The organism is Caballeronia sp. ATUFL_F1_KS39 (genome assembly GCF_023630985.1).
Taxonomy (GTDB): Bacteria; Pseudomonadota; Gammaproteobacteria; order Burkholderiales; family Burkholderiaceae; genus Caballeronia; species Caballeronia zhejiangensis.
Window position 1 is genome coordinate 102858 of the sequence record NZ_JALQDZ010000019.1, and the last position, 18784, is coordinate 121641.

The 18784-nt window shown below is 63.4% G+C and carries 18 protein-coding genes, 1 tRNA gene and 1 pseudogene; 12 read left to right on the forward strand and 8 right to left on the reverse strand.

What is annotated here, in order from left to right; all coding sequences use genetic code 11:
• Positions 1-82 precede the first annotated feature (82 nt).
• Together NCR93_RS11760 and NCR93_RS11765 are read left to right on the forward strand one after the other, a co-directional pair.
• The gene (locus NCR93_RS11760; RefSeq protein WP_008342943.1) at positions 83-727 is read left to right on the forward strand and encodes an RNA pyrophosphohydrolase; all 645 of its coding nucleotides are present in this window, start codon (positions 83-85) and stop codon (positions 725-727) included.
• 149 nt (positions 728-876) lie between these two features.
• Positions 877-1440, forward strand: a complete 564-nt coding sequence (locus NCR93_RS11765; protein ID WP_033537265.1) for a CNP1-like family protein — start codon at positions 877-879, stop codon at positions 1438-1440.
• A gap of 61 nt (positions 1441-1501) precedes the next feature.
• Here NCR93_RS11765 and proB read toward each other — a convergent pair whose 3' ends face one another.
• The 4 genes from proB to rplU form a co-directional block, all read right to left on the reverse strand.
• Positions 1502-2620, reverse strand: a complete 1119-nt coding sequence (gene proB / locus NCR93_RS11770) for a glutamate 5-kinase (protein WP_250518329.1) — start codon at positions 2618-2620, stop codon at positions 1502-1504.
• Positions 2621-2645: 25 nt separating this feature from the next.
• On the reverse strand, positions 2646-3731 hold the full coding sequence (cgtA, locus tag NCR93_RS11775; RefSeq protein WP_008342949.1) for an Obg family GTPase CgtA: 1086 nt from the start codon (positions 3729-3731) through the stop codon (positions 2646-2648).
• A 146-nt stretch (positions 3732-3877) separates the two neighbouring features.
• Positions 3878-4138, reverse strand: a complete 261-nt coding sequence (gene rpmA / locus NCR93_RS11780; protein WP_008342952.1) for a 50S ribosomal protein L27 — start codon at positions 4136-4138, stop codon at positions 3878-3880.
• A 25-nt stretch (positions 4139-4163) separates the two neighbouring features.
• Positions 4164-4475 (reverse strand): 50S ribosomal protein L21, encoded by a 312-nt coding sequence (gene rplU / locus NCR93_RS11785; protein ID WP_008342953.1) that lies wholly within the window; start codon positions 4473-4475, stop codon positions 4164-4166.
• A gap of 257 nt (positions 4476-4732) precedes the next feature.
• Here rplU and NCR93_RS11790 point away from each other — a divergent pair, with 257 nt between their 5' ends.
• From NCR93_RS11790 to yacG, 9 genes and pseudogenes are all read left to right on the forward strand, one after another.
• On the forward strand, positions 4733-5725 hold the full coding sequence (locus NCR93_RS11790; protein ID WP_008342955.1) for a polyprenyl synthetase family protein: 993 nt from the start codon (positions 4733-4735) through the stop codon (positions 5723-5725).
• A gap of 40 nt (positions 5726-5765) precedes the next feature.
• Positions 5766-5842: transfer RNA gene (locus NCR93_RS11795), tRNA-Pro, on the forward strand.
• Between the two features lie 143 nt (positions 5843-5985).
• A complete protein-coding gene (locus NCR93_RS11800) occupies positions 5986-7275 on the forward strand; it encodes an HlyC/CorC family transporter (RefSeq protein WP_250478821.1) in 1290 nt (429 codons plus the stop codon).
• A 71-nt stretch (positions 7276-7346) separates the two neighbouring features.
• A pseudogene (locus NCR93_RS11805) lies at positions 7347-8514 on the forward strand (GspE/PulE family protein).
• Positions 8511-9716 carry a type II secretion system F family protein gene (locus tag NCR93_RS11810; RefSeq protein WP_250518330.1) on the forward strand — a complete coding sequence of 402 codons (1206 nt, stop codon included), beginning with the start codon at positions 8511-8513 and terminating at the stop codon, positions 9714-9716. Before NCR93_RS11805 ends, NCR93_RS11810 begins: the two are co-directional and overlap by 4 nt.
• 31 nt (positions 9717-9747) lie before the next feature.
• A complete protein-coding gene (locus tag NCR93_RS11815; protein WP_008342961.1) occupies positions 9748-10671 on the forward strand; it encodes a prepilin peptidase in 924 nt (307 codons plus the stop codon).
• A gap of 21 nt (positions 10672-10692) precedes the next feature.
• Positions 10693-11298 carry a dephospho-CoA kinase gene (gene coaE / locus NCR93_RS11820; protein ID WP_008342963.1) on the forward strand — a complete coding sequence of 202 codons (606 nt, stop codon included), beginning with the start codon at positions 10693-10695 and terminating at the stop codon, positions 11296-11298.
• Between the two features lie 171 nt (positions 11299-11469).
• Positions 11470-12225, forward strand: a complete 756-nt coding sequence (gene zapD, locus NCR93_RS11825) for a cell division protein ZapD (RefSeq protein WP_008342965.1) — start codon at positions 11470-11472, stop codon at positions 12223-12225.
• Positions 12226-12288: 63 nt separating this feature from the next.
• Complete coding sequence (yacG, locus tag NCR93_RS11830; protein ID WP_008342966.1) at positions 12289-12480, forward strand: DNA gyrase inhibitor YacG; 192 nt, start codon at positions 12289-12291, stop codon at positions 12478-12480.
• 6 nt (positions 12481-12486) lie between these two features.
• On the opposite strand, the gene NCR93_RS11835 is transcribed toward yacG, so the two are convergent.
• From NCR93_RS11835 to secA, 4 genes are all read right to left on the reverse strand, one after another.
• Positions 12487-12918 carry an NUDIX domain-containing protein gene (locus NCR93_RS11835; RefSeq protein ID WP_008342968.1) on the reverse strand — a complete coding sequence of 144 codons (432 nt, stop codon included), beginning with the start codon at positions 12916-12918 and terminating at the stop codon, positions 12487-12489.
• Entirely contained in the window at positions 12915-13778 is an 864-nt protein-coding gene (locus tag NCR93_RS11840) for an ATP-binding protein (protein ID WP_250518331.1), read from the reverse strand. The genes NCR93_RS11835 and NCR93_RS11840 overlap by 4 nt, the downstream gene beginning before the upstream one ends.
• Positions 13779-13792: 14 nt before the next feature.
• Positions 13793-15034, reverse strand: coding sequence for a bifunctional glutamate N-acetyltransferase/amino-acid acetyltransferase ArgJ (argJ, locus tag NCR93_RS11845; protein ID WP_250478824.1), 1242 nt, complete (start codon positions 15032-15034; stop codon positions 13793-13795).
• A gap of 160 nt (positions 15035-15194) precedes the next feature.
• Positions 15195-18008, reverse strand: a complete 2814-nt coding sequence (gene secA / locus NCR93_RS11855; RefSeq protein WP_034471684.1) for a preprotein translocase subunit SecA — start codon at positions 18006-18008, stop codon at positions 15195-15197.
• A gap of 276 nt (positions 18009-18284) precedes the next feature.
• Between secA and NCR93_RS11860 the strand changes: the two genes are divergently transcribed.
• The gene (locus NCR93_RS11860) at positions 18285-18770 is read left to right on the forward strand and encodes a DciA family protein (protein WP_250507522.1); all 486 of its coding nucleotides are present in this window, start codon (positions 18285-18287) and stop codon (positions 18768-18770) included.
• The last annotated feature ends 14 nt before the right edge of the window (positions 18771-18784 follow it).

Below are 18784 nucleotides of genomic sequence, written 5' to 3' on the forward strand. Positions count from 1 at the left end.
CCGAATTGGGGTTCGTGCCAGTGCGTCGAGGCCAATAACTGTTTATAATCAAAGCAATTTTAAAGGATTTGAAGGTGGCTGTATGCTGGATCGTGAAGGCTTTCGCCCGAACGTCGGCATCATCCTCTTGAACGCGCGCAACGAAGTGTTTTGGGGCAAGCGGCTGCGTGAACATTCCTGGCAGTTTCCGCAAGGGGGCATCAAATACGGTGAGACCCCTGTGCAAGCGATGTATCGGGAGTTACACGAAGAAACCGGCCTGCTACCGGAGCATGTAAAAGTTGTGGGTCGCACGCGCGACTGGCTGCGTTATGAGGTGCCGGACAAGTTCATCAAGCGCGAGGTGCGCGGACATTATCGCGGTCAGAAACAGATCTGGTTTCTGCTGCGCATGGTGGGCCGCGATTGCGACATCTGCCTGCGCGCGACGGACCATCCGGAATTCGATGCCTGGCGCTGGAACGAGTATTGGGTACCGCTGGATGCGGTCATCGAGTTCAAGCGCGACGTTTATCAAATGGCTCTATCCGAGCTGTCCCGCTTTCTGCGGCGTACCAACTCCCGCGGTGAACGCGGCGAGCGAGCCGCGCATCACGGACCGCGCTATCCACGCGTCGTCCAGACGATGACGATCGAAGCTCCTGCCGTTACTGCCTCCGGCGCGGCAGTTCAGGCAGAATGCACGGTCAGCGAAGAAGTGCATGTGATCGTGCAGCGCTCATCGTGAATCCGGGCACTGCAACGCTTCGAGCACTTTGACACTCAACTCGATTGCGATCGATGGCACGGCGAACTTCTCGCCGTGCCATCTCGCTTTGTTCCGCCGGGCGGGCGCATGAAGCCCGCGCGCATGTTTCCGGGAAGACCCAATTGAAAGTGAATGCCTCACTCGCGGTAATCGCGGCATCCGCGGCAGCGCTCGCCGTGCTCGCCGGCTGTTCCAGCAACAAGGCGCCGTCCACGCAGGACGACGGCGTGTTCACCTATCTGCTCGACCGCAAGCCGAACTGGACCGAAGAAAAAATCGACACGATGCCACCGCTGCCGCAGGCATCGAATCTGGTCGCGTTCAACGTGTCGCAGAACACGCCGCTCACGTTCGCCGTCGACAAGACCACGCTCACGGTCGGCAAGGATGGCGTCATTCGTTACGTGATCGTCGCGACGAGTCCGGCGGGCGCGCGCAACGTCAACTATGAAGGCATTCGTTGCGACACCTACGAATGGCGTCGCTACGCGAGCATCAACGACGATCAGAACGGCTGGGATCAAGGTTCCGCATTCGACTTCAAGCGCATCGAAAACGGCGAGCTGAACGCGTATCAGGCGGCGCTCTATCAGGATTATTTCTGCACGAGCAAGCTGCCCGTCGGCACCGCGAAACAGATCGTCAACAACATGGAATACAAGCGCACGCAAAGCGTGATTAATCTGCGCTGATTGCGCCGCGCGTCGGCGTGACGATGTGAAAACGCCCGCTGATTCAGCGGGCGTTTTCGTTTCAGACGAGCACGAGATTGTCGCGATGGATCAGTTCCGGCTCCAGCATGTAGCCGAGCACCGATTCTATTTCGCCGCTCGGCCGGCGATGAATCAGCCGCGCCTCCGAACTGCTGTAGTTCGTGATGCCGCGCGCGACTTCCTGCCCTTGATCGTTGATGCACGCGATTACTTCGCCGCGATCGAAGGCGCCTTTCACGTCGATGACGCCGATCGGCAAAAGGCTCTTGCCGTCGGCGGTGAGCTTGTTGACCGCGCCCTTGTCGATGACGACATGCCCGCGCACCTGCAAGTGATCCGCCATCCACTGCTTGCGCGCCGCCATGCGTGCGGTGCGCGCGATGAGTTGCGTGCCGATCATCTCGCCCGATGCGAGGCGCGTGAGCACATCGGCTTCGCGGCCGCTCGCGATGACCGTGTTCGCGCCGCTGTGCGCGGCACGCTTCGCCGCGAGAATCTTGGTCAGCATGCCGCCGCGTCCTAGGCTCGAACCCGCGCCGCCCGCCATCTGCTCGAGTTCGGGCGTGCCGGCGTCGGCTTGCTCGACGAGCGTCGCGTTCGGGTCCTTGCGCGGATCGGCGGTGAACAGGCCACGCTGATCGGTGAGAATGACGAGCGCATCGCCTTCGATCAGATTCGCGACGAGCGCGCCGAGCGTGTCGTTGTCGCCGAACTTGATTTCGTCGGTGATGACGGTGTCGTTCTCGTTGATGATCGGCACGGCGCCCAGGCGCAGCAGCGTGAGCAGCGTCGAGCGCGCGTTCAGATAGCGTTCGCGATCGGCGAGATCGGCGTGCGTGAGCAGAATCTGCGCGGTGCGGATGCCGTGCGCGCCGAAGCTGCTTTCGTAGACTTGCGCGAGACCCATCTGGCCGACCGCGGCCGCCGCCTGCAGTTCGTCGATTTCGCGCGGTCGCTTTGTCCAGCCGAGCCGGTGAATGCCTTCCGCGATCGCGCCCGAACTCACGAGCACGACTTCCTTGCCCTGTTCGCGCAGCGCCGCGATCTGCGACGCCCAGCGCGAGATTGCCGCATGATCGAGCCCGCGACCGTCATTGGTGACGAGGCTCGACCCTACTTTCACTACGATTCGCTTCGCAGCGGCGATGACCGAACGCATCGTGCGCCTTCTCCTCGTGGTTGCTTTATTCCTTCGTTTCGTCGTCGCGGAAGCGCACGTCGGCGGCGAGATCTTCCGCTTCAGCCGCGCGCGATGCGTCCGAATGCTGCGAGATGTAATCGTAGATCGCGTAGGTGAGCGCCTCGCAGCCCTGACCGGTCAACGCCGAAATCTCGTAGACCGGACCGTCCCATTCGAAGCGCTCGACGAAATCGGCGATGCGCGCCTCGCGTTCGTCTTCCGGCACCATGTCGAGCTTGTTCAGCACGAGCCAACGCGGCTTCTCGTAAAGCTGCTCGTCGTACTTGCGCAGTTCGTTGACGATCGCCTTCGCTTCCGCGACCGGATCGACGTTTTCATCGAACGGGGCCATGTCGACGAGATGCAGCAGCACGCCCGTGCGCTGCAAGTGCCGCAGGAAACGATGCCCGAGGCCCGCGCCTTCCGCCGCGCCTTCGATGAGACCCGGAATGTCCGCGATCACGAAGCTCTTGCTCGGCCCGACGCGCACTACGCCGAGATTCGGCGCGAGCGTCGTGAACGGATAATCCGCGATCTTCGGCCGCGCGTTCGACACCGACGAGATGAAAGTGGACTTGCCCGCGTTCGGCATGCCGAGCAGACCGACATCCGCGAGCACTTTCAACTCGAGTTTGAGCATGCGGCGCTCGCCCGGCTTGCCGTCGGTTTTCTGACGCGGCGCGCGGTTCGTGCTCGACTTGAAATGCAGGTTGCCGAGGCCGCCCGCACCGCCCTTCGCGATCAAGACCTGCTGATTGTGCTCGGTCAGATCGGCGATGATCTCGCCCGTTTCCTGATCCGAAATGATTGTGCCGACCGGCATGCGCAGCGTGATGTCGTCGCCGCCCTTGCCATAGCAATCCGCGCCGCGGCCGTTTTCGCCGTTGCGCGCCTGATGCTTCTTGGAGAACCGGTAGTCGATCAGCGTGTTGATGTTGCGGTCGCCGACCGCGTAGACGCTGCCGCCGCGCCCGCCGTCGCCGCCGTCCGGTCCGCCGAACGGGACGAACTTTTCGCGGCGCATCGACGCGCTGCCATCTCCTCCGTCGCCGGCGATGACTTCGATCCTCGCTTCGTCAATGAACTTCATGCGTTGCTCCGTCCCGTGTATTCGCTCTATTTTGCCGTGACCGACCTGGCCGGTCACTCATAACCAATTTTTGACCGCACCAAATAAAAATGGCCCCGCGAACTTCGCGGGGCCATTTCTTCGGTCCTGAAGCCCGTGCGTAAAACTTACGCTGCCGGGACGACGACGACCGTGTGCTTCTTCGCAGCGCCCTTGGTCACGAACTTGACGTGACCGTCGGCCAGCGCGAACAGCGTGTGATCCTTGCCGATGCCGACATTCTCACCCGGGTGCATGCGCGTGCCGCGCTGGCGAACGATGATGCCGCCTGCGTTGATTGCCTGGCCGCCGTACACCTTCACGCCGAGGCGTTTGCTCTCGGAGTCGCGGCCGTTGCGGGAAGACCCGCCTGCTTTTTTGTGTGCCATTTGCTTAGCTCCTTAACCGATGCGCTTACGCGTTGATCGCGTCGATGCGCAGTTCGGTGTAGTTCTGGCGATGGCCAGCGTGCTTTTGGTAGTGCTTCCGGCGGCGCATCTTGAAGATGGTCACTTTCTTGTGACGACCTTGGGACACGACGGTAGCCTTGACGGAAGCCCCACTGACCAGCGGCGTACCGAACTGAATCGATTCGCCTTCGCCTACTGCGAGAACCTGGTCGAGCGTGATTTCAGCGTCAATGTCTGCCGGTATCTGTTCTACTTTAAGTTTTTCGCCAACGGCAACTTTGTACTGCTTGCCGCCGGTTTTTATGACCGCGTACATTGAGAACCTCACTCAGAATTCTTTTTCCACGCACCACGCGGGGAAAACACGCGATTATACATAGAGTTACGCTCGACGTCAAAGCGCCGTGACGATGCCCGCGCGGGCGGCGCAACGCGCGATCCGGCTCCGAACCTCGGCGAAAACGAAGCGAATCGCAGCCGAAATTCGCCGACATTGCGCGAGCCGGAACGCGGGACCACCCGGCGTCTGTCGGATTCGCCTTATAATCCGCCGGATTACCCTTTTTGCCGATCATGTCGTCCACCGCCACTTCCTCTCCCAACGCCGCCGCGCTGCTCGCCCCGATCGCCGAGGACATGCAGCAGGTCAATCGCGTCATCCGGCAGCGCCTGGCATCAGAAGTGATGCTGATCAACCAGATTTCGGAGTACATCATCGGCGCGGGCGGCAAGCGGCTGCGGCCGGCGCTGCTGCTCCTCGTCTCGGGCGCGCTGGGCGACACGACCGGGCATCGTCACGAATTGGCGGCGGTGGTTGAGTTCATCCACACGGCGACGCTGCTGCACGACGACGTCGTCGACGAATCGGATTTGCGCCGCGGCCGCAAGACCGCGAACGCGCTGTTCGGCAATGCGGCGAGCGTGCTGGTCGGCGACTTCCTGTATTCGCGCTCGTTCGAGATGATGGTGAGCGTCGGCAAGATGCGCGTGATGGAAATCCTGTCCGTCGCGACCAACATCATTTCCGAAGGCGAAGTGCTGCAACTGCTCAACATGCACGATCCGGACGTGGACGAAGCACGCTACATGCAGGTGATCCGCTACAAGACGGCGAAGCTGTTCGAAGCGGCGGCGCAGCTCGGCGCGGTGCTTTCGGGTGCGGATGCGCGGACCGAAGCGGCGGCGGCGGAGTTCGGCCGGCGCATCGGCACGGCGTTCCAGATCATGGACGACTGGCTCGACTACACCGGCACGCCCGAATCGATGGGCAAGAACGCCGGCGACGACCTGCGCGAAGGCAAGCCCACCCTGCCGCTCATTTATTTGATGGAGCACGGCACGCCGGACCAGGCGGCCCTCGCACGCGAGGCGATCGAGCAAGGCGGCACGGATCGCTTCGACACGATCTTCCACGCAATCACGACGTCCGGCGCGCTCGATCACACGCTGGAATGCGCGCGCAAGGAAGCTCAGGCAGCGGCAAATGCGATTTCTTCATTTCCCTCTTCCATCTACAAAGATAGCCTGCTAGAATTATGTTCTTACTCGACGTCACGGCAGTCTTGAACGAGACTGAAGCAGCGTAAGAGTCCAAGTTGGTCAAATTCGGGGTGTAGCTTAGCCTGGTAGAGCGCTACGTTCGGGACGTAGAGGCCGGAGGTTCGAATCCTCTCACCCCGACCAGAATTGCAAAAACCCGCATGGTTCGCCATGCGGGTTTTTTATTTCCGGCGGCAAAACCGCGTACGCTGGCCGAAAGGCCGAGGGCGAGCTTGCCGGCCCGTCTGCTATATTGCCTCCCATCTCCGCCCCTACTCGATCACCGCGTGGACAACCTTCCCTTATGGGCGCAAATTTGCGCCATTTTTCTGCTTCTCTTCCTTTCCGGCTTCTTCTCGATCTCCGAAACGTCGATGATGGCGCTCAATCGCCATCGCCTGAAATATCTGGCGAGCCAAGGATCGCTACGCGCCCGCACGACGCAAGGCCTGCTCGCGAAGACCGATCAGCTTCTCTCGGTCATCCTGATCGGCAACAACCTGATCAACACGATCATCCCGGTGCTCACGACATCCATCGCGCTGCGCACCTTCGGCCATAACAACCTCGTCCTGTCGATCACGACGGGCGTCATTGCATTCCTGATCATCGTGTTCGCGGAAATCGCGCCGAAGATCGTCGGCGCGACGTATCCCGAGAAAGTGGCGCTGCCGGCGAGCCTCGTGCTCGCGCCGCTCATGCGCGTCGCGCGGCCGCTCATCTGGTTCGTCAATCTGTTCGCCAACGCGATCCTCGCCGCACTGCACATCAACACGAAGGGCAAGCGCGATCAGCGGATCTCGCCCGAAGAGTTGCGCACCATCGTGCTGGAAACGGGCAGCTTCATGCCGACCAAGCACCGCAGCATCCTGCTCAATCTGTTCGATCTGGAGAACATCACCGTCGATGACGTGATGATCCCGCGCCGGCGCATCGAAGCGCTCGACTTCGACGCGCCCTTCGAACAGATCCTGCATCAGCTTGAGACGTGCTACCACAACAAGCTGGTCGTCTTTCAGGGCGACATCGATCGCGTGCTCGGCATTCTGCACGTGCGCAAGACGCTCTCGGCGCTGCACAACCAGGAACTCGAGCGCGACACGCTGCGCGAACTGCTCACCGAACCGTACTTCGTGCCCGCGGGCACGCCTGTCTTCCAGCAATTGCAGTACTTCCAGGAAAGCGGCCACCGTATCGCGATCGTGGTCGACGAGTACGGCGAATTGCAGGGCCTCGTCACGCCGGAGGACATCATCGAAGAGCTGATCGGCGAATTCACGACGACGATTCCGCGCGGCGCCGGCTCGCGCGGCGGCTGGGACGAGAACGGCGAGTGCATCGTGGCGGGCAGCATGCCGCTGCGCGAACTGAACCGCTGGCTGCATCTGTCGCTGCCGACGGACGGCCCGAAAACGCTCAACGGCCTGATTCTCGAAACGCTCGAAGACATCCCCGACGGCGACGTTTCGGTGCAGATCGCGGGCGTGACCTTCGAAGTCATGCGCAGCGACGATCAGGCGATCCGAACCGTCAAGATTTTTCGCCCGCCCGAAGGCACGCGACACGCGCTGCGTTAGCCATTCGGACGACTGTGCGCCGGCGGCCGAGGACGGGATCATCGGATCATCTCGACTCGACCGCCGACGCCATGATTTCCCCTTCCTTCCGCGAAACGCCATCCGACCACGAGACGCCCGCCGTCTCGCTGCTCACCGACACCTTGCGCGAAGCCGCCGAGCGCAGCGCGTCCGATATCCATGTCGAACCGTCCGAGCACGCATGGCGCATCCGGCTGCGCGTCGATGGCGCGTTGCACGTATTGATGCGCCCGCCGCCCCATTTGCGCGATGCGTTCGTCACGCGGATCAAGGTGCTGGCGCGAATGGACATCGCCGAGCGGCGCGTGCCGCAGGACGGCCGGCTGCGCCTGAATCTGCCGGGCGGGCGGATCGGCGACTATCGCGTCAATTCGCTGCCGACGCTCTTCGGCGAAAAACTGGTGCTGCGCGGCTCGAAGCGCTGCCGCCCGACCTATCGCTCGCCTCGCTCGGTCTCGACGACGCGCAAGGCCGCGCGGTCGAATCGGCGATTCGCGCGCCGCACGGTCTCGTCCTCGTGACCGGCCCGACCGGCAGCGGCAAGACCGTATCGCTCTACTGCTTCCTCCAGATGCTCAACGCGGAAGCCCGCAACGTGTGCTCGGTAGAGGATCCTGTCGAAATTCAACTTGCGGGCATCAATCAGGTGAGCGTGCGCGAAAAGGCGGGACTGACCTTCGCCGTGGCGCTGCGCGCGTTCATGCGTCAGGATCCGGATGTCATCATGGTCGGCGAAATACGCGACGCGGAAACGGCGGACGTCGCGGTGAACGCTGCCAAACGGGCCATCTCGTCCTCTCGACCTTGCACACGAACGATGCGCCCGCCGCGATCGCGCGTCTCATCGATATCGGCGTCGCGCCTTACAACCTCGCGTCGGCGCTCAAGCTCGTCACCGCGCAACGGCTCGTGCGCAAGCTGTGCGAGTTCTGCCGCGCGCCGTCGGCGTTGGCGCTCGCGGACGGGTTTCATCCGTTCGAGCCGCGCGGCTGTCCGGCGTGTCATGGCGTCGGTTATCGCGGGCGCGTCGGCGTGCACCAGGTGATGCCGGTATCGGATGAACTGCGCGAGTTGATCGTCTCGCGCGCGGCGACGCATGCGATCGCGCGCGCGGCGCAGACGCAAGGCATGCCCGCGTTGCGCGATGCGGCGTTCGCGCGCGTGCGCGAAGGCGTAACGAGCGTCGCCGAAGCAGTCGACGCGACGGAGATCGAATGATGAACGACGCGCTCGAACTGCGCTTCGCGTGGCGCGGCATGGATAGCGAAGGCCAGCCGATGCGGGGAAAGATCATCGCTGCCGACGCCCTCGCGGCCCGCGCGTCGCTGCGGCGCGAAGGCGTGATCGTCACCTTGCTCGAAACGCTCGGCGCCGCGCCGCCGCCCAAAGCGAGGACCGCCGACGTGACCGTCTTCACGCGACAGCTCGCCGGCCTGCTGCGCGCGGGACTGCCGCTCGTCGGCGCGCTCGAATTGCTCGCCGGCAGCGCGTCCGCCAGCGGAATGCCGCGCATCGTGCGCGCGCTGGCCCGCGATATGACGCGCGGCGTGCCATTCTCGGGCGCGCTGGCACGGCATCCGGCTGCCTTCGGCTCCCTGTACTGCCAGCTGGTTTCGGTCGGTGAAGTCGCGGGTGCGTTGCCGACGGTGTTCGCCCGCCTCGCCGACGACCGCGAGCGGGCGGCGTCGCAACGGGCCAGATTGCGCGCCGCGCTCACCTATCCCGTGATGGTGCTGCTGCTTTCGCCCGCGATTACGGCGGGATTGCTGATCGGCGTCGTGCCGACCTTCAAGACGATCCTCGACGGCTTCGGCGCCGCGCTGCCCGCGCCGACGCGTTTCGTGCTCGCGCTTTCGGGCGGCGTCGCGAATGTCGGCGTGCCGTTCGGGATTGCAGCCGCATCTGCGGTATTCATCGGATGGAAGTGGATGAAGCGTTCGCCCGATGCACGCGCCGCCGCCGATCACGCCGCGCTGCGCCTGCCGCTTGCAGGCAAGCTGCCGCGCCCGCTCGCGGTCGCGCGATGGAGCCGCGCGCTCGGCACGCTGCTCTCGGCGGGCACGCCGCTGTCGGATGCGTTCAACTCACTCACGCATGCCACAGGAAACCGCGTGTTCGACCGCGCCACCGTCGACATCGCCGCGCGCCTGCACAACGGCGAGCGTCTCGCGGCCGCAGTGCGCGCCGTCGGATGCTTTCCGCAGGACGTCGTGCAGCCGATCGCGGTCGCCGAAGAATCAGGCTCGCTCGATGCGATGCTTCTCGATCTAGCCACGCTCGCCGACCGCCAAATGGACGAGCGCATCGGCGGCTTCGCGAGTCTTTGCGAGCCGATCGTCATCGCGGTGCTGGGCGCGCTCGTGGGCGGCCTTGTCATCGCGATGTATCTTCCTGTCATTCAGCTCGGAAACGTGGTGTAGCATCGCGGGCCAAAGCAACCGTTCGTCCATCATGCAGCCTTCGTTCGATCCGACCGCCGCGCATTTCGCGAGCCGCTATCTGGCGGCGTTCGCGGCGCTGCCCGTGGCCGTGCAGTACGGGTTCGCCATCGTGTTCGGCCTCGTGATCGGCAGTTTTCTTACTGTCGTCGTGCATCGTCTGCCGGTCATGCTCGAACGCGCATGGCGCGCGGAAGTCGACGCTGCCATTCCCGAGGCGTCCGATGCCACCAAATTCGCCGCCGCCGATCCCTATCCCGAGCGCTTCAATCTCGCCGTGCCGCGCAGCGCGTGCCCGCATTGCAAGCACGTGCTGCGCGCGTGGGAAAACATTCCCGTCATCAGCTATCTGGCCCTGCGCGGACGTTGCTCGGCATGCGGCGCACGCGTGAGCCCGCGCTATCCGCTGACCGAACTCGCGACCGGCGCGCTGGCGGCGCTATCGCTTTACGCGTTCGGTCCCACGTGGCCCGCGCTGGCCGCGTTCGGTCTATGCGCGGCCTTGCTGACGGCAGGGCTCATCGACTACGACACACGCTATCTTCCCGATGTGCTGACGCTGCCCCTGCTTTGGGCCGGGCTTCTCGTCAATTTCGGCGAAGGCGGATTCGCGACGCTGCACGACGCCGTGACGGGCGCAGTCGCGGGCTATCTGTTCCTGTGGTGCGTGTACTGGCTCTTCAAGCTCGTGCGCGGCGTGGAAGGCATGGGCTACGGCGACTTCAAGCTGCTCGCCGCGATCGGCGCGTGGCTCGGATGGTCGTCGCTCGCGCAAGTGCTTCTGATCGCGGCCGTCGCGGGCGCCGTGTTCGGCATCGTGGCGACGTGGCGCAAGCGCATGCGTTTCGAAGAGCCGTTGCCGTTCGGACCGTTTCTCGCGGCCGGCGGCGCGATCACGCTTTTCATCGGCACGCCGCTTTATGCATTGTTAGGTTGATCGAACCGAACGGAGCAACGGATGTTCAGCATTGGTCTTACCGGCGGCATCGGCAGCGGCAAGAGCACGGTCGCTGATCTCTTCGCAGCGCGCGGCGTGCCGCTGATCGACACGGACCTGATCGCGCATCGAATCACGGCGCCGGGCGGCGTCGCGATGCCGCTCATCGCGAGCGAATTCGGCGACGGCTTCATCGCGGCGGACGGCTCGCTCGATCGCGCGAAGATGCGCGCGCTCGTCTTCGCCGACGACACCGCGAAGGCGCGCCTCGAAGGCATCGTGCATCCGCTGATTCGCGCCGAGACGGAACGCCAGCGGTTCGCAGCGCAGGGCGCGTATCACATCGTCGTGGTGCCCTTGCTCGTCGAGTCCGGTGAATGGGCGAGCCGCGTGTCGCGCGTGCTCGTGGTGGATTGCCCCGTCGAGACGCAGATCGCTCGCGTCATGCGGCGCAACGGCTTCACGCGCGAACAGGTGCTCGCGATCATCGCGAAGCAGGCGTCTCGCGAAGCGCGTCTCGCGGCTGCCGACGACATCGTGCTCAACGATGAAACCGCCACGCTCGACACGCTCGCGCAGCAAGTCGAAACACTGCACGGTCGTTATCTTTCGCTTGCGTCCACATGACGTGACGGCGATCGCCTGAGTTCGCGAAATCGTCGAAAAGTTCCCGGTTTTCCGCCGAAAGGAGCCATTCGGCGCCCGAATATGGCCCGATTTGCTAGGGTGAGGATGCGGCATTAGAATGTGCTCACTTCCGCTCATGGAAGCAACCGACCCACGCCGAGGCGAGCGCGCTTGATCCTTTACGAGTATCCCTTCAACGAGCGAATCCGGACGCTGCTGCGCCTCGAAGACCTGTTCGAGCGCTTCACGTTCTTTCTGACTCAGGAAGACGCGCGAGAACATCACGTTGCACTCACGACGCTCTTCGAGATCGCGGAAGTCGCTGGCCGCACGGACCTCAAAGCCGACCTCATGAAGGAACTCGAACGGCAGCGGCAAACGCTCGCGCCGTTTCGCGGCAATCCGGGCATCGAACAGGAAGCGCTCGAAGCCGTGCTCGGCGAAATCGAGCAGACGCTCGCCGGCCTCACCGAAATGCACGGCAAGACCGGCCAGCATCTCGCCGACAACGAATGGCTCGCGAGCATCCGCAGCCGCACGATCATTCCCGGCGGAACGTGCAAGTTCGATTTGCCGTCGTATTACGCCTGGCAGCAGTTGCCGGTCGAGGAGCGCCGCCAGGACATCGCGAAGTGGGTCATGCCGATGCTCGCGTTGCGCGACGCGGCGGCCATCGTATTGCGGCTCGCGCGTGAGTCGGGTCAGGCATCGAAAGTCATGGCGATGCAGGGCAGCTACCAGCAGATGTTGTCCGGCCGCACGTATCAGCTGATGCAAGTGCGCGTCTCACCGGACACGCGCGTGATTCCGGAAGCAAGCGCGAACAAGTACATGCTGTGGGTGCGCTTCACGGTGCAGGACGGCGATCTGAAACCGCGCGCCGTCGATGTCGACGTGCCGTTTCATCTGACGCTTTGCAGCCTTTGAATCGGAACGGTTTGGCCTCATGTGGTCAAATATCGTCCGTAACCGGCTCAATTCGTATTCGTCATGACCACTGTCGTCAAATGTCCGACCTGCGGCAAGGATGTCCGCTGGGTTCCCGAAAACCGCTTTCGCCCGTTCTGTTCCGAGCGCTGCAAGCAGATCGATCTCGGCGCGTGGGCTGCCGAGAAGTACAAGATCGCGGGTAATTCGCAGGAAACGCCGCCGGACGAAGACAATCGCGGCGGACTCAACTGAGCGCCGTTATTCGCGCTCTTCCTCTTCGAGCCATTCCAAAATCGGAATGGCTGCCGGCAGGAGCGGCGCGACCTCGACGGGAAGCGTCTGCCACGCGATCGCCTGACCTTCGCGGCCGACCGGCGAACCGTTCCACTCCGTCACTTTGCAGAAGAAAAGCCGCACGTACGCATGGGGATAATCATGCTCCAGCGTGCGCCAGAGCTGGCACGCGGTGACATCGATGCCCAGTTCCTCGTGCAGTTCGCGACCGAGCGCCGCCTCGATGCTCTCGCCTGGCTCCAGCTTGCCACCGGGAAACTCCCAGTAACCTTCATACGGTTTGCCCGCAGGCCGCTGCGCAAGCAGATAGCGCCCGTCGTGCTGCACCATCACGCCGACGGCCACTTCGGTCACCTTGCGGCCATCGGGCGCGATGTCCGGCTTCGCATCGGTCATTGCTTGCGTCCCGACCAGTCGCGCGCGAATTGCCACGCCACGCGGCCCGAGCGCGATCCGCGTTCGAGCGCCCACACGAGCGCATCGCCGCGTGCGCTTTCGACTTCGGCGTCGGCGCAGCCGAAGTGCTTCAGCCAGTGTCCGACGATCGACAGATAGTCGTCCTGCTTGAACGGATAGAAGCTGACCCAAAGGCCGAAGCGCTCGGAAAGCGAAATCTTTTCTTCGACCACTTCGCCGGGATGAATCTCGCCGTCGGACGTGTGCTTGTAAGTCTCGTTGTCGCTCATGTATTCGGGCAACAGATGGCGGCGGTTCGACGTCGCGTAGATGAGCACGTTGTCCGATTGCGCGGCGACGGAGCCGTCGAGCGCGACCTTCAGCGCCTTGTAGCCCGACTCGCCTTCCTCGAACGAGAGATCGTCGCAGAAGACGATGAAACGCTCGGGCCGCGTGGAGATCAGATCGACGATATCGCCGAGATCATGCAGATCGTCCTTGTCGACTTCGATCAGGCGCAAGCCGTCCTTCGCATACGCGTTCAGACACGCCTTGATCAGCGACGACTTGCCCGTGCCGCGCGCGCCCGTCAGCAGAACGTTGTTCGCGGGCAGCTTGTTCACGAACTGTTGCGTGTTCTGCTGAATGAGCGATTTCTGACGATCGATGTTCTGAAGGTCGTCGAGCGAGATCTGCGAGATGGGGGAAACGGGTTGCAGGAAGCCGCGTCCCTGACGCTTGCGCCAGCGAAACGCCACCGCGGATTCCCAGTCGATATCGGGCGCGGCGGGCGGCAACATGCCTTCGATGCGCGCCAGCACCGCTTCGGCGCGCGTGAGAAATTGTTCGAGTTTATCCATCGAGTTGTCCGCGTTCAGGAGCGATAGTCGGCGTTGATGCTCACGTAATCATGCGAAAGGTCGCAGGTCCAGACGGTCGCTTGCGCGTCGCCGCGCCCGAGCACGACGCGAATCAGGATCTCGCTCTTCTTCATCACGCGCTGGCCGTCTTCTTCCTTGTACGCGGGATTGCGCCCGCCGGCTTTCGCGACCAGCACGTCATCGAGATAAAGATCGATCTTGCCGACATCGAGATCCGTTACGCCCGCATAACCGATCGCAGCGAGAATGCGGCCGAGGTTCGGATCGGACGCGTAGAACGCGGTCTTAACGAGCGGCGAATGGCCGATCGCGTAGGCAATCTGACGGCACTCCGCCGCGTCCTGGCCGCCCTCCACCGTGATCGTCATGAACTTGGTCGCGCCTTCGCCGTCGCGCACGATGAGTTGCGCGAGTTCCTGCGCCACTTCGGTCACGGCGTCGCGCAATGCGGCGTACGCGGGCGAATCCGTCGATGTGATCACGGGCAGCGACGACTTCCCCGACGCGATCAGGATGAACGAATCGTTGGTGGACGTATCGCCGTCGATCGTGATGCAGTTGAACGAACGATCCGCGACGTGCTTCACGAGCTGATCGAGGACCGGCTGCGCGACATTCGCATCGAATGCGAGGAAGCCGAGCATCGTCGCCATGTTCGGGCGGATCATGCCCGCGCCCTTGCTGATGCCCGACAGCGTGACGACGTGACCGTCGATCGTTACCTGGCGCGACGCCGCCTTCGGCAGCGTGTCGGTCGTCATGATCGCTTGCGCGGCGTCGAACCAGTGCGCGGCTTGTTGATTCGCGAGCGCGGCGGGCAGACCGGCCTTCAGGCGATCGATCGGCAGCGGCTCCAGAATCACCCCGGTCGAGAACGGCAGGATTTGCTGCGCATCGAGATTGGCGAGACGCGCGAGCTCCGCGCAGGTTTCGCGCGCGTGCGCCATGCCCGGCTCGCCGGTGCCTGCGTTCGCGTTGCCCGTATTCACGACGAGCGCACGAATGCCCTTGCCGCCTTGGCCCGCCGCCGCGAGATGCTCACGGCAGACCGTAACCGGCGCGGCGCAGAAGCGATTCTGCGTGAAAACGCCCGCGACGCTCGCGCCTTCATCGACGCGAATGACGAGCACGTCCTTGCGATTGGGCTTGCGAATGTTCGCCTCCGCGTAACCGAGCGTGACGCCGGGGACGGGATGAAGCGCTGCGGGATCGATCGAGGGGAAGTTGACGGCCATGTTCGCGTCTCGCTGAAAGTGGCGAATGCCGGCTCATCGAACCGGCACATGATGAAAGACTGACGCCGGCCAGCGGATTCGAACCGGCGCCGTGAAGGATGGATGCTGCAAAGACAAACGACGCATCGCTGCGTCGCTTGTTCGTCAGGTCACGAGCCGATTACACCAGCTTGCCGTGACAGTTCTTGTACTTCTTGCCGCTGCCGCACGGGCACGGATCGTTGCGGCCGACCTTCGGCACGTCGTCCGAAGGACGCGTCGCCACGCTGATGTCGTCGCCGGCGGCCATCGCCTGGCTGACCATCTGCGCGGTGGCGCTCGCCGCCGCCGCGGCGGGCGTCGGCTCGGCGGCCGGCGCGTTGAAATCCGCGTGCGTGAACGACACGTTTTCGAGGTGGCTGCCTTTCTCTTCGTACTGCTCGGCGGCTTCTTCGAGCTGCTCCGGCGACTGGATCTGCACGTTCATCACGACGCGCGTGACTTCCTGCTTCACAGCGTCGAGCATCGCGGCGAACAGTTCGAACGCCTCGCGCTTGTATTCCTGCTTCGGGTTCTTCTGCGCATAGCCGCGCAGATGGATGCCCTGCCGCAAGTGATCGAGCGCGGCGAGATGCTCGCGCCAGCGGCTATCGAGCGTCTGCAGCATGATCGAGCGCTCGAACGCGCTGAACGATTCGCGGCCGACCATCGCGACCTTCGCTTCGTACGCTTCGTCGGCGGCGGCGAGCACGGCTTCGCAAATTTCTTCCGCGTCGATCGAATTCGACTCGTTGATCATCTCCTGAACCGCGAGATCGAGCGACCAGTCGTTGCGCAGCACTTCTTCCAGCTCCGGCGCTTCCCACTGCTCTTCGATGCTGCCCGCCGGCACGAAGGTTCGCACGACGTCGCCGATCACGCTTTGACGCATCGCCGCGATGGTTTCCTGCACGTCGTTCGCTTCGAGCAGTTCGTTACGCTGCTGATAGATGACCTTGCGCTGATCGTTCGCGACGTCGTCGTATTCGAGCAGTTGCTTGCGGATGTCAAAGTTGCGCGCTTCGACCTTGCGCTGCGCGCCTTCGATCGAACGCGTGACCATGCCTGCTTCGATCGGCTCGCCTTCCGGCATCTTCAGGCGATCCATGATCGCGCGCACGCGGTCGCCCGCGAAAATGCGCAGAAGCGGATCGTCCAGCGACAGATAGAAGCGCGACGAACCCGGATCGCCCTGACGGCCCGCGCGGCCGCGCAGCTGGTTGTCGATACGGCGCGACTCGTGACGCTCGGTGCCGATGATATGCAGACCGCCCGCCGCCTTCACGTGATCGTGCAGCGCCTGCCATTCGTCGTGCAGCTTCTGGATGCGCGCGGCTTTCTCGTTCTCGGGGATCGAGAGATCCGCTTCGATGAACGACGCCTGCTTCTCGACGTTGCCGCCAAGCACGATGTCCGTGCCGCGGCCGGCCATGTTCGTCGCGATCGTGACGGCGGCCGGACGGCCCGCTTCCGCGACGATCGCCGCTTCGCGCGCGTGCTGTTTCGCGTTGAGCACTTCGTGCTTCACGCCCGCCTGCGTGAGCAGATGCGACAGCAATTCGGACGCTTCGATCGACGTCGTGCCGACGAGCGTCGGCTGACCGCGCTCGACGCAATCGCGGATGTCGCGAATCACCGCGTCGTAACGCTCTTTCGACGTCTTGTAGATCTGATCCTGCTTGTCGACACGCTTCGGCGGACGGTTGGTCGGAATCACGACCGTTTCGAGGCCGTAGATTTCGTTGAATTCGTAGGCTTCCGTGTCCGCCGTGCCGGTCATGCCGGACAGCTTCGAGTACATGCGGAAATAGTTCTGCAGCGTGATGGACGCGAGCGTCTGGTTCTCGGCCTGAATCTGGACGTGTTCCTTCGCTTCGACCGCCTGATGCAGACCGTCCGACCAGCGGCGGCCGGTCATCATGCGGCCGGTGAATTCGTCGACGATCACGACTTCGCCGTTCTGCACCACGTAGTGCTGATCGCGCAGGAAAAGCGTATGCGCGCGCAACGCGGCATAGATGTGGTGCATCAGCGTGATGTTCTGCGGCGCGTAGAGACTCTCGCCTTCGCCGATCAAACCCCACTCGGCGAGCAGCCGCTCGGCCTTCTCGTGGCCCGATTCGGTCAGGAACACCTGACGCGCTTTTTCATCGAGCGTGTAATCGCCCGGCTTTTCGACGCCGGTGCCGTCGGCCTTCTCTTCGCCGATCTGCTGCTCGAGCAGCGGCGGCAGCGCGTTCATGCGCACGTAGAGATCGGTGTGATCTTCAGCCTGACCGGAGATGATAAGCGGCGTGCGTGCCTCGTCGATGAGGATCGAGTCCACTTCGTCGACGATCGCGAAATTGAGCGGCCGCTGCACGCGCGCGTTGGTCTCGTAGACCATGTTGTCGCGCAGATAATCGAAGCCGAACTCGTTGTTCGTGCCGTACGTGATGTCCGCCGCGTACGCTTCCTGCTTCTGCGAGTGTTCCATCTGCGACAGATTCACGCCGCACGACAGACCGAGGAAGTTGTAGAGGCGCGCCATCCATTCGGCATCGCGCTGGGCGAGGTAGTCGTTCACCGTCACGACGTGCACGCCGCGGCCCGACAGCGCATTCAAATACGCGGCGAGCGTCGCGACGAGCGTCTTGCCCTCGCCGGTACGCATTTCCGCAATCTTGCCGTAATGCAGGACCATGCCGCCGATGAGCTGCACGTCGAAGTGGCGCATCTTCAGGACGCGCTTGCTCGCCTCGCGGCAGACCGCGAACGCCTCGGGCAGGATCACGTCGAGCGATTCGCCGCCCGCGACGCGCTGGCGGAACTCGTCGGTCTTGGCGCGCAGCTGGTCGTCCGAATACTTCTCGACGGTCGGCTCGAGGGCATTGATTGCCGCAACGGTCTTTTGATACTGCTTGACCAGCCGCTGATTGCGGCTGCCAAAAATCTTCTGAAGGAAACCGGTCGTCATCGGATCAGTGTCTGCGTCGCGGCTTCGGACGGCCACAGCACAAAGCTGCGTCCGGGCTCGGAGAACCTCGGCGACTTAAGTCCATAAGGTGAAATTCGAATCGGGAATTTTAGCATGTGAGTTTGGCAGACCTTGCGTCGGCGTGCCCGCGCGTGCGTAGACGGAACGCGACAGTCAACCCGCTGAAAGCTCGGGCGAAACTCGTTTCCCCGCCCGAAGCAACGGGCCGCCTCGCGTACAATCGAACCGTTCCGTCGGGCCTGCGCCTATACAAAAATGAGCCGCTTTTCTACGAATTCAAGATCGGGTTTCGATCCGCGGCGGCCGCAAGCCGTCGCCGATGTCCTCGATCGCACCGATGCGTTCCGCGCGTTGCGCGCGGGCGTCGAGCAAGTGGCGGCGCTGCAGCGCGATCTGAGCTCGCTTTTGCCGGATTATCTGGCGTCGAACGTGGAACCGGGGTTCATCAAGGACGGAGTCCTCGCGCTTTTCGCCGCGCACAACGCGCTGGCGGCGCGGCTGCGGCATATCGAGCCGCGTCTGCTTTCCGACCTGCAACAACGCGGCTGGGCCGTCAACGCGCTGAAAATCCGCGTCCGTCCGCAGCCGATGAAAGAATCCGCGCCGCCGAAGCAGGCGCGCATGTCTGCGGCGGGCGCATCGGCGCTGCATGATCTGGCGGCCTCGCTCGAGCCGTCGCCTCTACAGGAAGCGCTCGCGCGGATGGCGGAGCGGCATCAGGCGCGCGGACAAAAAAAATGAGCGGCGCCCGGCCG